Annotated in this window: 11 protein-coding genes; 3 read left to right on the top strand and 8 right to left on the bottom strand. The window is 62.1% G+C overall.

Features of this window, described 5'->3' with window-relative positions; translation table 11 throughout:
• The first annotated feature begins 15 nt into the window (after positions 1–15).
• Positions 16–1,263 carry an ROK family protein gene (locus AC0NID_RS08835; RefSeq protein ID WP_473456128.1) on the top strand — a complete coding sequence of 416 codons (1,248 nt, stop codon included), beginning with the start codon at positions 16–18 and terminating at the stop codon, positions 1,261–1,263.
• A gap of 131 nt (positions 1,264–1,394) precedes the next feature.
• On the opposite strand, the gene phoB is transcribed toward AC0NID_RS08835, so the two are convergent.
• The 7 genes from phoB to AC0NID_RS08800 form a co-directional block, all read right to left on the bottom strand.
• A complete protein-coding gene (gene phoB, locus AC0NID_RS08830) occupies positions 1,395–2,084 on the bottom strand; it encodes a phosphate regulon transcriptional regulator PhoB (RefSeq protein ID WP_126035251.1) in 690 nt (229 codons plus the stop codon).
• Positions 2,085–2,100: 16 nt separating this feature from the next.
• Entirely contained in the window at positions 2,101–2,808 is a 708-nt protein-coding gene (gene phoU / locus AC0NID_RS08825) for a phosphate signaling complex protein PhoU (protein WP_473456127.1), read from the bottom strand.
• Between the two features lie 33 nt (positions 2,809–2,841).
• Positions 2,842–3,657 (bottom strand): phosphate ABC transporter ATP-binding protein PstB, encoded by an 816-nt coding sequence (pstB, locus tag AC0NID_RS08820; protein WP_473456126.1) that lies wholly within the window; start codon positions 3,655–3,657, stop codon positions 2,842–2,844.
• A 12-nt stretch (positions 3,658–3,669) separates the two neighbouring features.
• Positions 3,670–5,283: a phosphate ABC transporter permease PstA gene (gene pstA / locus AC0NID_RS08815; protein WP_473456125.1), complete on the bottom strand. Its 1,614-nt coding sequence runs from the start codon at positions 5,281–5,283 to the stop codon at positions 3,670–3,672.
• Positions 5,276–6,664, bottom strand: a complete 1,389-nt coding sequence (gene pstC, locus AC0NID_RS08810) for a phosphate ABC transporter permease subunit PstC (RefSeq protein ID WP_473456124.1) — start codon at positions 6,662–6,664, stop codon at positions 5,276–5,278. The genes pstA and pstC overlap by 8 nt, the downstream gene beginning before the upstream one ends.
• A 120-nt stretch (positions 6,665–6,784) precedes the next feature.
• Complete coding sequence (locus tag AC0NID_RS08805; RefSeq protein WP_473456123.1) at positions 6,785–7,789, bottom strand: PstS family phosphate ABC transporter substrate-binding protein; 1,005 nt, start codon at positions 7,787–7,789, stop codon at positions 6,785–6,787.
• Between the two features lie 504 nt (positions 7,790–8,293).
• A complete protein-coding gene (locus tag AC0NID_RS08800) occupies positions 8,294–12,100 on the bottom strand; it encodes a PAS domain-containing protein (protein WP_473456122.1) in 3,807 nt (1,268 codons plus the stop codon).
• A gap of 959 nt (positions 12,101–13,059) precedes the next feature.
• On the opposite strand from AC0NID_RS08800, the gene AC0NID_RS08795 reads away from it, so the two are divergent.
• Positions 13,060–13,275 carry a hypothetical protein gene (locus AC0NID_RS08795; protein ID WP_473456120.1) on the top strand — a complete coding sequence of 72 codons (216 nt, stop codon included), beginning with the start codon at positions 13,060–13,062 and terminating at the stop codon, positions 13,273–13,275.
• A 96-nt stretch (positions 13,276–13,371) separates the two neighbouring features.
• Here the strand turns inward: AC0NID_RS08795 and AC0NID_RS08790 are convergent, their stop codons facing one another.
• Positions 13,372–13,743: a hypothetical protein gene (locus AC0NID_RS08790; protein WP_473456119.1), complete on the bottom strand. Its 372-nt coding sequence runs from the start codon at positions 13,741–13,743 to the stop codon at positions 13,372–13,374.
• A 475-nt stretch (positions 13,744–14,218) separates the two neighbouring features.
• Here AC0NID_RS08790 and AC0NID_RS08785 point away from each other — a divergent pair, with 475 nt between their 5' ends.
• Positions 14,219–15,034, top strand: coding sequence for a hypothetical protein (locus AC0NID_RS08785; protein WP_473456118.1), 816 nt, complete (start codon positions 14,219–14,221; stop codon positions 15,032–15,034).
• Positions 15,035–15,523: the final 489 nt, after the last annotated feature.

Here is a 15,523-nt window from a genome sequence, read left to right as displayed (position 1 = left end):
GGAGGAACGCAAGACATGTCGGTCGGAATCCGCCACGACGATTTGCGCCGGCGCAACCGGGGGATGGTGATTTCGGCCGTGCGCCGGGCCGGCCATCCGTCGCGAACTGAGATCGCGGCGACTACCGGCCTCAGCCATTCGACGATATCGGCGATCTCTTCCGACCTTATCCACGAGGGCATCCTTGCCGAGAGCAGGGCAAGCGAGACCGTTTCGCTGAAACGCGGCCGGCCGCAGGTCGGCCTCAGCCTCAATCCGGAAGCGGCTAAGGTATTGGCCGTCGTGTTGTCGTTGAATTTCCTTTCGGTCGCCGTCATCGATTATGCCGGGCAAGTGGTCGCCGAGGAACAGCGCCGGCTGGACACGCTGACCATGTCGCGCGACGCACTGATCGGCGAATGCGTCGCCATCGTCCGGCGCCGGCTCAAGGATCCCGACCTCGATGTCCAAAGCGTCGCGCGCATCGCGCTGGCGATCCAGGGCATCACCGATTCCCATGCGCGAGCCATGCTGTGGTCGCCGATCACGCCGCAGACGAACATCGCTTTCGCCGACATTCTGGAAGACCAGTTCGGCATCCCGGCCACCATGGAGAACGACTGCAACATGATGGCCGTGGCGCTGCGCTGGCGCGACCCGGATCGTTACCGCGACGATTTTATCGCCATCCTGCTCTCGCACGGCATCGGTATGGGGCTGGTGCTGAAAGGCGAACTGTTCACCGGCACTCATTCCTCGGGCGGCGAATTCGGCCACATGATCCATCGCCCGGGCGGCGCGCTCTGCCGCTGCGGGCGGCGCGGCTGCGTCGAGGCCTATGCCGGCAACTACGCCATCTGGCGCAACGCTAGGCAGTTGAGCGAAAACACCGAGCCGGTCGCCGATGTCAGCGATGCCGACATGCGGGCGCTCGCCGCCCGGGCGCGCGAGACGGACGGACCGGAGCGCGAAGCCTACCGCAAGGCCGGCGAAGCGCTCGGCTTTGGGCTCGGCAGCCTGTTCGCACTGATCGATCCGGCGCCGGTCGCCATGGTCGGCGCCAGTGCCGCCGCTTTCGACCTGATCGAGCCGGCCCTGCGCGAAGCCATCGCCCAGACCGCCGGCGGCCAGCATTCGGGTTCGATTTCCTTCGACACCGAGCCGAACGAGCTGCCGCTGATCCGCGAAGGCTGCGCCATGCGGGCGCTAAGCTTCGTCGACCAGGAGATTTTCGCGCCGGGCGTGCAGGCGAGAGGAGGCTCAGCGGGGAAGAACGTGGCTTGAGTTTGACCGAAGAGCGCGGGAGGCCCAACTTCGTCATCCCTGGGCGAAGCAATGGGCGTTTTCGATAGCCGCCAAGACATGCGATCCGCCAACGCAGCACATCCGACTGTCAGAACCTTCGCGCCGTGGAGCTAGTCTTCCCTGATCGCGTAGCCGGCACCGCGGATGGTGCGGATGACATCAGGCATGCGACCATTGTTGACCGCCTTGCGCAGCCGGCCGACATGGACGTCCACCGTGCGTTCGTCGATGTAGATCGTCTCGCCCCAGACATTGTCGAGCAGCTGGCTGCGCGAGAACACGCGGCCGGGATGCCGCATCATGAATTCGAGCAGCCGGAACTCGGTCGGTCCGAGCCGGATCTCACTCTTCTTGCGATAGACCCGGTGCGATTCGCGATCGAGCACGATGTCGCCGACCTTGAGAACGCTGGACAGCACTTCCGGCTTGGCGCGACGCAGCAGCGCCTTGACCCTGGCCATGAATTCCGGTGTCGAGAAGGGCTTGACCAGATAGTCGTCCGCTCCGGTGGAAAGGCCGCGCACCCGGTCGCTCTCCTCCCCGCGGGCGGTCAGCATGATGATCGGCAGCCGCTCGGTTTCGGGACGCACCCGAAGACGCCGGCAAAGCTCGATGCCGGAAATCGCCGGCACCATCCAGTCCAGCACCAGAAGATCGGGCACGTTCTCCTGCAGCCGGATCTCGGCCTCGTCGCCGCGTGTCACCACCTCGACTTGATAGCCTTCGGATTCGAGATTGTAGCGGAGGAGGACGCCTAGAGGCTCTTCATCCTCCACCACCATGATGCGCGGCGCGATCATCGGCCGGTTACCCCTGTCATGTCGCCGGCGCCGACATTGTCGTCTCGTCGAGCTTCGGGCGGTCCGCCGGCAATTGATTCCCGGTCACGACATAGTAGGCGTTTTCGGCAACGTTGGTGACATGATCACCGATACGCTCGAGATTCTTGGCGCAGAATAGAAGGTGCGTGCAGGCGGTTATGTTACGCGGATCCTCCATCATGTAGGTCAGGAGCTCGCGAAACACCGCCGTGTATTTCACGTCGATCCTCTCGTCGGCGGCGCGCAGTTCCTTCAACGCGTCGGCGTTGCGCGAGACATAGTGCTCGACCACGCCGCGGAGCTGCTCGAGAACGAGATCCGCCATGGCGTCGATACCGTGCGAGAGATTGCGTGGCGTGGCGCTCTGTCCGACGGCGCTGACCCGCTTGGCTATGTTCTTGGCCAGGTCGCCGATCCGCTCGAGATCGCCCGCCATGCGGATTGCGCCGACCACGGCACGCAGATCCTGCGCCATCGGCTGCCGCTTGGCGATCAGCGTGATCGCGCTATCGTCGAGTTCGCGCTGCCGCGCATCCATGATCGTGTCGTCCGAGACGACGCGCTGCGCCATCGCATTGTCCGAAGCTAGCAACGCGCGGATTGACGCCGCGACCATCGCGGCGGCTAGCTCGTCCATGTCGCGGAGCAGCCGGTCGATGTGCTCCAATTCCTCGTCGAAAGATGCGACGGTGTGTTCACCCATGATACTGTCCTCGTGTTCGAAATTCGCCGCCGCTCAACCGAACCGGCCGGTGATGTAGTCCTGGGTGCGTTTGTCGTCGGGATTGGTGAACATCTTGTCGGTCGCGCCCTCCTCGACCAGATAGCCGAGGTGGAACATGGCCGTGCGCTGCGACACGCGCGCTGCCTGCTGCATCGAATGAGTGACGATGACGATCGTGTAGTTCTGGCGCAGTTCGTCGATCAGTTCCTCGACGCGGGCGGTGGCGATCGGATCAAGCGCCGAACACGGCTCGTCCATCAGGATCACCTCCGGCGACACCGCGATGGCGCGCGCGATGCACAGGCGCTGCTGCTGTCCGCCGGAGAGACCAGTGCCCGACTCGAGCAGGCGATCCTTGACCTCGTTGAACAGGCCGGCCTTCTTCAGGCTCGATTCGACGATGCCGTCCAACTCCGCCTTACTCCTAGCCAGGCCGTGAATGCGTGGACCGTAGGCGACGTTTTCGTAGATCGACTTCGGAAACGGGTTCGGCTTCTGGAACACCATGCCGACGCGAGCCCTGAGTTCGACGACGTCGATTTTCGGGTCGTAGATATCCTCGCTGTCGAGCGTGATCTTGCCGGTGACCCGGGCGATCGGGATCGTGTCGTTCATCCGGTTCAGGCAGCGCAGAAAGGTCGACTTGCCGCAGCCCGATGGGCCGATCAACGCCGTCACCTGGTTTTCACGGACATCGAGATCCACGTCGAACAGGGCTCGCTTCTCGCCGTAATGAACGGAGACCTTTGCGCCCTTCATCTTGATCGAAGGTTCGTTGGTCCCGCTACCCAGTTTCTGTTCGACGCTGGCTTCCGTCATGATGTTCATATCCTCTACTCCTTACCAGCGCCGCTCGAAGCGCCTGCGCAGTATCACCGCAATGGCATTCATGATGACCAAAAACAGCAGCAAGATCAAAATCGCCGCCGAAGTCTTCTGCTGGAACCCGGCTTCCGGGAAATCGGCCCACATGAATATCTGCACGGGAAGGATCGTCGCGGGATCGGTGAAGCCGCCGGGGATGTCGACGATGAAGGCGACCATGCCGATCATCAGCAACGGCGCGGTCTCGCCCAGCGCATGCGCCATTCCGAGGATGGTGCCGGTCATGATACCCGGCATCGCCAGCGGCAGGACGTGATGGAATACGGTTTGGACCTTGGACGCTCCGATGCCAAGCGCCGCCTCGCGGATGGATGGTGGCACGGCGCGTAGCGAAGCGCGTGAGGCGATAATGATGATCGGCAGCGTCATCAGCGCCAGCACCATGCCGCCGACCACCGGGGCCGAGCGCGGCAGGCCGAAGAAATTCAGGAATACGGCAAGTCCAAGCAGGCCGAAGACGATCGAAGGCACCGCCGCCAGATTGTTGATATTCACTTCGATGATCGTCGTCAGCCGGTTCTTGGGCGCAAATTCCTCAAGATAGATCGCCGCCGAAACGCCGATCGGGAAGGCGATGGCGAGCGTTACGATCATGGTCAGGAACGATCCGACGACCGCGCCCCAGACGCCGGCCAGTTCCGGCTCGCGGCTGGCGCCGGTGAAGAAGAAGATCGAGTTGAACCGGCTTTCGATCAAGCCGTCGCTCTTCAACGTGTCGAGCCACACGATTTCCTTGTCCGAAATCTTTCGCGATGCTTCCGGCGTATCGATGACGCGCAGGGATGCCTGACCGCTCGCGGCGGGCGCCGTGCTGTCCAGCGCCTCGATCACCGTGCCCTTTGCGATCGCCGTCCCGTTGCCCCCCGGCGACAGCGCGGTCAGCTTGACCGTACCGCCGTTGAACACGACCAGCAGCGACGATGCGCCGCTCGTCAGCGTCAGCATGCCGTTTTCGCCCTCGGTCGCACCATGGCCGCGCGCCAGCGCCAGCAAGCCATCGTCGCCGAAGGTCAGGTCGATGTCGCCGCTGGTTCCCGAAGGCGTGACGCTCGTTGAAATGGGTTCGTCCGAACCGACGTCAGCAAGCAAACCCTTGAGATAGAGGTCGGCAAAATCGTCCAGTGGAACCGCATAGTCCACCGTTCTTCCGAGCATCCCCGCATCAGCCGCAATATCCTTGCGCAGGAAGACGCCCGTGCCGCTGGAAATCAGCCCGCGCAACAGGCGCTTGTCCTGACGGCTCTTCACATCCGGAAATTTTGCCGCAAGCGCTTCCTGGGCGATGGAATCATAGTTTACGTCACCGAGTTTCGCTGGGTCGACCTTAGCCGACGAAAGATCGATCGGCAGCGTCAGATAGTTCAGCCGCAGCGCCGGAATCGCCTGCGTGACGACGGTCGACAGGAGCAACACGAGGAACAACCCAGCCAACGCGACGGCTCCGGCGCCGAGCCACTTGAACCACGCTTCCGCACGGTAACGGCCCTTCAGCCGCGCCTTGGCGGCATCGTCGGTATGAATGCTGACCGGCCGTCCGCCGGCGCCAAATGACGCGATCGCATCAGTCATATTGCTCTCGGTATTTCTGGACGACGCGCAAAGCGACGATGTTGAGGGTGAGCGTGATGCAGAACAGCACCAGGCCAAGTGCGAAGGCTGCAAGCGTCTTGGCGCTGTCGAATTCCTGATCGCCCACAAGCAGCGTCACGATCTGAACCGTCACGGTGGTGACCGCTTCGAGCGGGTTGGCCGTGAGGTTTGCCGCCAGCCCCGCCGCCATGACCACGATCATTGTTTCGCCGATGGCGCGGCTGACGGCGAGCAGCATCGCCGAAACGATGCCCGGAAGGGCGGCGGGAAGGATCACCTTGCGGATGGTTTCCGACTTGGTCGCGCCGAGGCCGGCGGAACCGTCTCTGAGGGATTGCGGAACGGCGTTGATCACGTCATCGGAAAGCGAGGAAACGAAGGGAATGATCATGATGCCCATGACCACGCCTGCGGCGAGCGCGGATTCGGACGCAACGCTTAGACCCAGACTTTCGCCGATACCGCGAAAGTAGGGTGCAACCGTCAGTGCGGCGAAGAAGCCATAGACGACTGTCGGAATGCCGGCGAGGATTTCCAGCACCGGCTTTGCGACCGCGCGGACGCTTTTGGAAGCGTAATCCGAAAGATAGATCGCAGCCATCAGCCCGATAGGCGCGGCCACCAGCATGGCGATGAAGGTGATGAGCAACGTGCCTGCAAAGAGCGGCACCGCGCCAAAAATGTCCTGGTTGACGTCGCCGGCTTCCGTTCCCGCGCCGGTAAAGGCGCTCTGCGGCGACCAGTGCGTACCGAACAGGAACTTGTAGAACGGCACCTGTTGGAAGAACCGCAGCGATTCAAAGATCAGCGACAGGACGATGCCGATCGTCGTCAGGATCGCGACCACCGAGCAGGCGATCAAGAATGCGCGAAGAACGCGCTCGACCACATGGCGCGCCCGGTAGGCCTGCGCGATACGCGAATAGGCCCAGTAAAATCCGGACGCGGAAAGCATCAGCGCGACGGCCCAGATGATCCAGGTGCTGGTCGCGTGGATTGATTTGTAGACGGCAGCGGCCGCCTCTTTCGTGGGATCGGCGAAGCCGACAAGCCCGCCAAAGGCCATGGCGCGAGCGTCGCGGATGAAAGCTTCGACTTGCGGAATGCCCATTCCCGACAACTCGGCGGAGAAGCGGTCGGCAATGATTGACGATTCAATTCCCGGCGTCACCATCGACCACAAAACGATTGCAAGCAGCGCGGGACCGGCGGCAAAAAGCGCCAGAAACATGCCATGCTGGCCAGGCAGCGAATGCAGCCGCGCGACGTCGCCATTGACACTGGCAACAGCACGTGTCCGGCCTATCCAATAGGCCGCGGCGGCCAAAACCAAGAGCAGAACAACGAGATAACCGACCATGATTCAGGACGTCCCCTCGACCGCCGGTCATTCACCGGCTCAAAGCACGGGACATTGGTCCCGCGCTTTGGGCATTAGAGCATGAGGGTCAGAGCGGATATTTGCCCGGACCCCGAAACATCAGGAGCCCATGCCCTTCAAGGCCTTGGCGTTTTCGGCCCACGTAGCGCGCTCGGCATCCGGCAGCGGTATCAGGCCCTTGTCGGCCAGATAACCCTCAGGACCCCATGCGCCCTCCGAGGTGTACTCGGCGATGAACTCTTGCATGCCGGGAATGACGCCGACATGCTCTTTCTTGGCATAGATAAAGAGCGAGCGGGAAACGCCATAGTCGCCCGATGCGATGTTCTCGAAGGTCGGCTCGACGCCATCGACCTTGTGGCCCTGCAGCTTGTCGGCGTTCTGGTCAAGGAACGAAAAGCCAAAGACACCGAAGGCATTGGGGTTGGCTCCCAGCTTCTGGACGATCAGATTGTCGTTTTCGCCGGCCTCGACAAAAGCGCCGTCTTCGCGGATTTCGCCGCAGCCCTTTTCATTTGCCGCCTTCACTTCTTCCTGGCAGGCCGCGTCCATGACGAGCTCAACGAACGCGTCGCGCGTGCCGGACGTGGGCGGCGGGCCAAGCACCTCGATCTTTGTCGCGGGAAGCGACGCATCGACATCCGACCAGTTCTTGTAGGGATTGGGGACGACCTTTCCGTCGATGGCGACGTTCTTGGCGAGCGCCTTGAAAACCTGGTCCTTGGTCAGATCGACTACAGCCCCTGCCTTCGAGTTGGCGAGCACGATCCCGTCGAAGCCGACCTTGATCTCGACCGGCGTCACGCCATTTGCCTTGCAGGTTTCAAGTTCGCTGTCCTTGATGGCGCGCGAGGCATTGGTGAAGTCAGCGGTATTTTCGCCGACGCCCTGGCAAAACAGCTTCATGCCGCCACCGGTCCCGGTCGATTCGACGACCGGGGTCTTGATCTTTCCGCTCTGGCCGAGCTTCTCAGCGACAGCCGTCGTGAAGGGGAACACTGTGGACGAACCGACGATTTGAATCTGGTCGCGCGCGGCGGCGTAACCAGCCGACGCGGCGAGCGCGAGCGCCGCGGCCGACGCCGTAAGGATGAATTTGTTCATGTGCCTGCTCCTGTTCGGAAGATGGTCTCTCGGCGCCATTGTCTGTTGGCGCCCGGTGAGGCCATAGCCCCCGATTATTACAGTCACATGACAGTTTCATGTCACCCCGGTAACGCCGCACAGCCAAGGCGAAGAGGGATGACCGCTGGCCCTGTCGGCAGAGCCGTGGTTTGCCGCTGGAATCAGCAGCTTGCGCGATTTCCGGCCGGCATTTCCCCTCGACAGTCGGAGCAATTGGCGTCGAAAAGAAAATCCGGGCGGGAGCGCGTTGCATGCGGCCAGACTATATCAAGGCCGCGCCATCGCCCGAAACAGGTCCGTTGGGGTAGATCTGACCCTGTTTCTTGCCGGCGGTCGCTGCTCCCGCCCGTAACTGGAGAGCGGAACTCGAATGCGCTTATTGTCCCAACCGGGCGCACGCTTTGGTATGGTGCGATCGCGCCATAGTCTTGTCCGCAGCGCATTGCCGAATCTCGGCTGAACGCCACAGCCCGATGAGAAACCCTATCCCGCGTTACGCTGGTTTTCGCCGTCGGCGCCGAGCCAGCGCTCGACCTTTTCCAGCAACGCCCTGGGGCTGATGGGCTTCGACAGGTAATCGTCCATGCCCGCCTCCAGGCACCGTTCGCGATCGCCCTTCAGCGCGTGCGCGGTGACGCCCACGATCGGGACATGCGTGCCGGTCTCCTCTTCCAGCCGGCGAATTGCGGCGGTCGCTTCGTGGCCGTTCATCTCAGGCATCGAAACATCCATCAGGATCATGCGCGGATTGAGCCTGCCGAAGGCATCAAGCGCCTTGCGGCCATTGCCGACGATCTCGAAGCCGTAGCTGGTTTCGCCGAGAATCTGGGTGAAAACCATCTGGTTCACCTCGTTGTCCTCGGCCACGAGGACGTCCAGCCGATACCCGGCGCCGGCCAACGCGCCGGTGCGGGGACGAACCGGTGGCGGCTGCAGCAGCGTCCGTCCGGATGCGGCTCCATATGTCGGCAACGGCGAGGAACGCGACATGTCCCTCTTGGAGCCGTCCGCCGCCGGCTGCGCGCCGGTGCCCATCGTGCTGTGACGGTGCCGCTGGATGGTGGCGACCAGTGTTTCCAGCAGCACCGAAGAGCGCGCTGGCTTGATCAGTTGGGCGTCGACCTGGAGATCATGATGGCCGGTGGTGGCCAGCGACTGATCGACGGATGTCAGCATGATGATCGGCGTATCGGCGAGACTGGCAGTGTTGCGCACGATCCGGGCCATCTCAGCCCCGTTCATGCCGGGCATCTGATAGTCGAGCACGACGCAGTCGACCGGCACGCCGTAGGCAGCGGCGGCGATAAGCACTTTCAACCCCTCGGCGCCGCTTTCGGCCGCGCAGGAATCGAAGGTCCATGACGTCATTTGCTCGGTCAGGATCGAACGGTTGACGGCATTGTCGTCGACGATCAGCACCCGGGCGCCGGTCACGTCCACAGGCGTGATGCGTTGCCTGGTCGACGGCGCAGCCCTTGGCAGCGTCACGGTGAACCAGAAGGTCGAGCCCCTGCCTTCGGCGCTGTCGACGCCGATCTCGCCACCCATGAGGTCGACGAGCCGCGAGGTGATTGCGAGGCCGAGCCCGGTGCCTTCATGCCGCCTCGTCGACGACGTGTCGACCTGGCTGAATTTCTCGAAGACAAGCTGCAGCTTGTCCTGCGGAATGCCGATGCCGGTATCGGTGACCGAGATGGTGAGCTTCGTTCCCGTCGGACCCTTTTCGCCGGTCACGTCGACCAGAACGTAGCCTTCGTCGGTGAACTTCACCGCGTTGCCGAGCAGATTGGTGACGATCTGCCTGACACGGCCGACGTCGCCGACGAACAGACTTTCGAGGCCGGGCTCGATGCGCACGATGAGTTCGATATCCTTCTCCTTGGCGCGTGTCGACACCAGCGTCGCCACATCCTCGATCGCCTCGGGGAGGTTGAAGGGCGCCGGGTCGAGCACAAGCTGGCCGGCATCGATCTTGGAGAAATCCAGGATGTCGTTGATGATGGTGAGAAGCGCGTTTCCCGATTTCACGATGATGTCGGTGAAGGTCTTCTGCTTCGGGTCGAGCTCCGATTTGGCAAGGAGTTCGGCCATGCCGAGCACGCCGTTCATCGGCGTGCGGATCTCATGGCTCATATTGGCCAGGAATTCCGACTTGGCGCGGTCGGCGAGCACGGCCCGCTGCCGCGCCTCGCGCAGTTCGGCCTCGCGCTGCTTCAGTTCGGTGATGTCGGTGGTCGAGCCGATCAGATAGAGCGAACCGTCGGAAGCGACCATTGCGCCCTTGCGCGCGAACTGATGGCGGACGCTGCCGTCGGCCAGGGTTGCGGTCTCCTCGATCTCCTGGGTCTCGCCGCTGCGCAGCACGGCAAGATCGCCTTTTACGAAGGCTTCGCCATCCGCCCCGAAAATCTCGATGTCGGTCTTGCCGATCGCGTCTTCCTTGCTGAAACCGGTGAGATCGCACCAGCGCTTGTTGACGTAAAACAGCCTGAGGTCGGATCGCTTTGCGTAGATCGATACCGGCACGTTATCGATGAGGCTGCGGAACACCTCGTTTTCGCGCATGCTGTCATGCAGTGCCTTTTCACGGCTCTTGATCTCGGAAATATCGACGCGCACGCCAATGAACGTGCCGTCGTCGGTCCGCATGTCGTGGACCTGGTACCAGCGGCCATCGGGATTGACGCGTTCGTAGGGCGCCTTGGGCGAGCGGTAGCGGGCCAGCATGCCGTCGAGCCAGCGCTCGGGATCGCTGTCGTAGAGCCGGTCGAGTTGGGGATCGCCACTGAGCCGGAAATACCCGACCGAGTGGCCGAGCGCCAACGCCTCGCGGAATGCGCGCCCGGCCTGCCATGCCGGCTTGAGTGCCGGCAACGTGTCGCGCAGCTTGCGATTGGCAAAGATGAATTTGTCGTCGCGGCCGTAGATGATCACGCCGGCTGGCAGCGAATCCAGCACGGTGACGAGTTGCCTGCGCGCATCCTCGGCTTCCGTCTCGCGGCGCTTCATGTCGGAAATGTCGAAGATGAAACCGGCAACATAGTTGCGGCCGCTTGCCATGCTGACGCGGTTTTTCCTGACGATGCGGGAGCGGCCGATACCGGAGAAGGCGAAGTCTTCTTCCACCTCGTAGGGCCGGCCGCTTGCCAGAACCTGCTTTTCGCTTTCTTCGAAGCGCATGGCCTCGTCGGGCGTGGCGAAATCGCCGCAGAGCTTGCCCAGCATTGCCCGCGGTCGCCGTCCGTACAGCGCGGCGAACGCCTCGTTGACGAACACGAAGCGCAGATTGTCGTCCTTGACGAAGATCGGATCCTTGACGTTGTTGATCACCGCCTCGGCCAGCCGCGATTTTTCCAGCGCTTCGGCAAGTTCCGCCTCGCGGTCCTTCATGGCGGTGACATCGACATAGGAAATGAGCCGCTTGCCCCCGGCAAGCGGCGCCATGGATGCGATCAGCGTCCGGCCATCGTTGCGCGGCAGCTGCCTCGATCCAATCGTACCCGCCCTGATTTCCGCCTCGCGCTCGGCGACGTGCCGCTGCCACGCCCCGTCATCGCGACCATAGGGGTCGGCATCCCGGCTGGCTTCCATCAGGTCGCGAAAACGGCAGCCGACCTCTGCCCGCCGGGGGTCGATCCTCCAGAAATCGTAGAAGGCGCGATTGATCACTTCCGCGCGCAGTTCGGCGTCGACGACGACGATACCGATCGGCATCGAATCGACCATCGTGCGAAGGTTGTCGAAGGTTTTTCGCTCGATATCGGCCAGATCTCGCGCGGTCTCGCCGCCGGCCGATGGATCGCTCTGCCTCAATTCATCGAACGCACCGGCTAGCATCGTGACGTTGCGACCGATACCGCGATAGCCGCCAAATCTTCCCTCGGCGTCGAAGCGCGGAAAGCCGGTGATCGAAACCCAGCGGCAGCCGGGGCGGCCACCCTTCAGTTCGTAGACGAAATCGCGAAACGGTCGATGTGCCTGCAGGTCTTCCAGATGCGCGGCCGCACTCCGGCTGCCGCTCACAACCTGCTTGAGGAAGTCGAAGCGGAACCGGCCGAGAACGCTCGCCGGATCGATGCCGGTTGCGGCACGATAGTTTTCCGAAAGCCAGGAAAAGCGCAGCTCGGCGTCGCTCTCCCAGATCCAGTCCGAGCCAGCCTCGACCAGTTCGCGAAGCGCTTCCGCCGAACCGGGATACCCGGCGGACGACGGTGCGTCGCCCCCGCGCGCAACCCGTTTGCGGGGAGCGCGCTTGCCGCGTTTTCCAACTGGTCCGTCCGCTTCCGCCATGCCGTCCAAACCCGAGAGTAAAGGCCGAACCCCTCCCTCCGCGGTTCGCTGGCGGAATGTGCCCCAACAAGCATTAACGTTCCGCTAACCTTAACGGATCGGCACTGGTGCGGTGGGCTTGGAACTCGCCCGTTGCACCGCTCCAAACCTGGACGAATTCGGATTCGCCCCATGCCAGCGCCGCGCGTCCTTTCAGACACACAACGGACGTCGCAGCGCTTGAATTTTGCGCATGATGCCCAGCGAAAATCGATTCCGATTTTCGGGGGCATGCGCTAGCCTTGCCCGCGGCGTTCCGCCGGTTGTCGGCATAACCGAAGTCGCGTTATAGATCATGCAAGGTGTTGCTGATGTTGGGACGGATCCTGCCTTTTTTCCTGTGCCCGATGCTGCTGCTCGGGAGCGGTTGCTCGCGCAGCTACGACGGCACCGTCATCATTCCAAGGCCGCTCGATGTCCGGCGGGTCTGGGACCGGCCGCCGCAGGCGCAAGCCGAACAGCCGCAGGTGTGGACCGATGTTTTTCCGGAGGCGCCCGAAGTCCCGAAGGGAGTGGCGGCCCGCAGAGCGACACCGCCTGTCACGCAGAGAAGACGAATCACGAGGTCGTCCAACAATTCGCCTGTGTCGTCCGAGCCGGCAAAACCACTCACCTGCAAGAACGTCAGCCAACCCGGAAAACGGGTCCGGATGGTCTGTGAATAGGCCAACCGGCGTTCAAACGACGATTGGTCCGTCCTAAAACCTTTGCTGCGCATCGCTCGATCGACCGGCCGCCATCGATCAATCCGTCGTTACCGCCAGATCCACGCTGAAACCTTTATCCTGCCTTCGGCGTTGAATGGCCATTACAGCGCCGTGCGTCGTCGGGATGCGCAAAGGTAGGTTTGATTTTGCGCTTTCCGAGAAATCGAAATCGATTTTCGGGATCGTGCGCTGGATGGTCAAAGGACACCGCAAATGTCGATCCACTTCAATGTCTCGGACCTGACCAGAAATCTGTTTCACTCGCTTGGACTGGACCATGAGCGCGCGCCGAGGCCTCTCAGTCCTGAGCAAAGTCTTCTGCTGGAATGCTATCTGGCCGGCCAGATTCCGGAATCGGCCTGGAGCGACTACGTCTTCGAGACGCCGGAACTGGCACGCCATGTCGATGCGAGGCGCGGGCAACATTGACGTCTCGTGAACCGGGATCGGTCCGATCGCTTGATGACGCCGCCGGGCTACGCTGGGCGGCCATCCGAGCGGACTTTGCCTGGGGATAGCGTCCAGCTATTGTTTGGGCGAGCCGAATTGCAAGGTGAAGACGCTGCCTGCAATCCCTTTGGCAAGCGCCGGCGAAAAGCTCAGCGGCAAGCAGTCTTCCAGGGCGGCGATCGCGGCATCGACAAAGGATTGCCGTGCCTTCGCGTCGCCGGTCACATTGATGGCGGTCGGCCTGGGCGGGCCGATCAGCGTGCCGTCGCGCTTGAAGCTGAAGCTCAACGTGACGGTGGAATTCCCGGCATCCTCCGGCGGGGTCCAGCACGCCTGGATCGCAGCCCCGACATCGTCCATGGTGTTGAGCGTCGCGGCATTCGATTGACAGGTGGCGCCTGCCAACATCGCGCCCGCAATCGCCGACAGCCCCGCTGCGCGTCTCATTGCAGTTCCTCGTCCTTCCGCCTTGCCCGCACAATAATATGGTACGGACAATGGCGGCGATGACAATATGTTTTGCAAAGGGCGATGCCCAACGACAACGCGAAGTCAGGCCGCGATTTCCGGGGCATAACAGCCCCTGAAAGCGAAAAGGCCGGCACATGGCCGACCTTTCGTTCCACCTCGGCATCCGCGCCAGTACATCCGTGGTCGCGAGTTGGAGGTGAATTGCCGATCAGTAGATAGGGATTTGGTTAACGAATCCTTAGCTGACGGGGAAGCATATCGGCGACGCATCACGCGATCCGATGACTGCGAAAGTCGTCTTCAAAAGCGGTACAGATTATTAATCGTTGCCAACCAATATGTGTGCGCACGAAGCATGTCTAAGTAAAATCCTAGAGTTGATATGGCCGTACTTGGCACTCTGCCTTCCGATCTTCGCTGTCGACCAATTTGCGAAGCTGATTGGGAAGGAGTGGTCGACTGCCTGCGCAGGGGCTTTCCGGAGCGTGATCGGAGTTACTGGATACAGGCGCTGACCCGTTTGTCGCAGCGGCCCGCCGTCGCCGAATTCCAACGATACGGCTTTGCTTTGGAGAAGGCCGATCGGATCGTCGGCGTCGTGCTGACCCTTTACAGCCGTTACCGGGGGCAGGACGGCGACGAAATCCGCTGCAACCTTTCAAGCTGGTCCGTCGACGCGGAATTCCGTCCCTATGCCGCCATGTTGGTTTCGAAGGTTCTCAGGCGAAGGGATGTGACCTACACGAACATTTCGCCGGCGCCCGCGACGTTAAAGGCCAACTGGGCGCTCGGCTTTCGCCCCTTTTCCACCGGACAATTTGCCTTTCTGCCGGCTTTGAATTCGGCGCCGCGGTCATGTCGCGTGCTCGAAGTTCGTCCCGATCTCGAGGAAATGGCGATGCTGTCCGACAGTGAGAGATACATCCTCTCGGAACATGCCGCGCTGGGATGCCTGTCATTGATCTGCATTTGCGACGGCGAGGCGTTTCCCTTGGTGCTGATGCCGCGCCGAACACTGCGCGGCCTTATCCCATGCTTTCAGATCGTCTATTGCCGCTCTCTCACGAATTTGGCCCGGTGCGCCGGTGCTCTGGGGCGCTTTCTCTTGCGACGCGGGATCCTGCTTTGCGTCGTCGACGCCAAGGAGCCGATTGCAGGTCTGTACGGGTGGTACCGCCCCAACAGGGGGCTGAAATACTTCAAGGGTCCCAGACCACCCTCGCTCGGAGATCTGACGTTCACCGAGCTTGTGCTGTTCGGTCCCTGAACGAAGGCGCAACATCAAGCGAACCCGCGCCCCCGGGCGAGGGTTCCATATTTTGAAACTACGATCCGCTACTGAGCAGGGGCGGTCTGAGCCGGCGTCATCGTATCGGTTGGAGGTGGCGGCAGCTGGCCGGCGGTCGTCGCCGGCGTTCCTCCTGTTTGAGTTTGGCTACACGCCGCCAGGGTAGCAAGCGCCAGGGCGGACGCGGCGAATAAGGGCAGTTTGCGGGTCATATACGGTCCCTTCCATGGACGCCACCCGCGCAGGCGTCATCATCGGGACCGGTGCCCGACAGGTCAACCGTCGCCTCTTCGTCGGCGCATCAAACATTCTTACGTCCAGTAAAAAGCAGCGGGCTGGTCGAGGCTGCCGCTTTGCAGTTGATTATGAGAATAACTTGTCAGCGCTCGCAGCGGATGAGCCATGTAGCCAATTCGAGAACTTGCATTTGATTTCAAAATCGTCTCCGACCATTGGCATAATACTCCT

Source organism: Mesorhizobium sp. WSM4821 (genome assembly GCF_055901555.1).
This window is presented reverse-complemented; position numbering and strand designations above follow the sequence as displayed.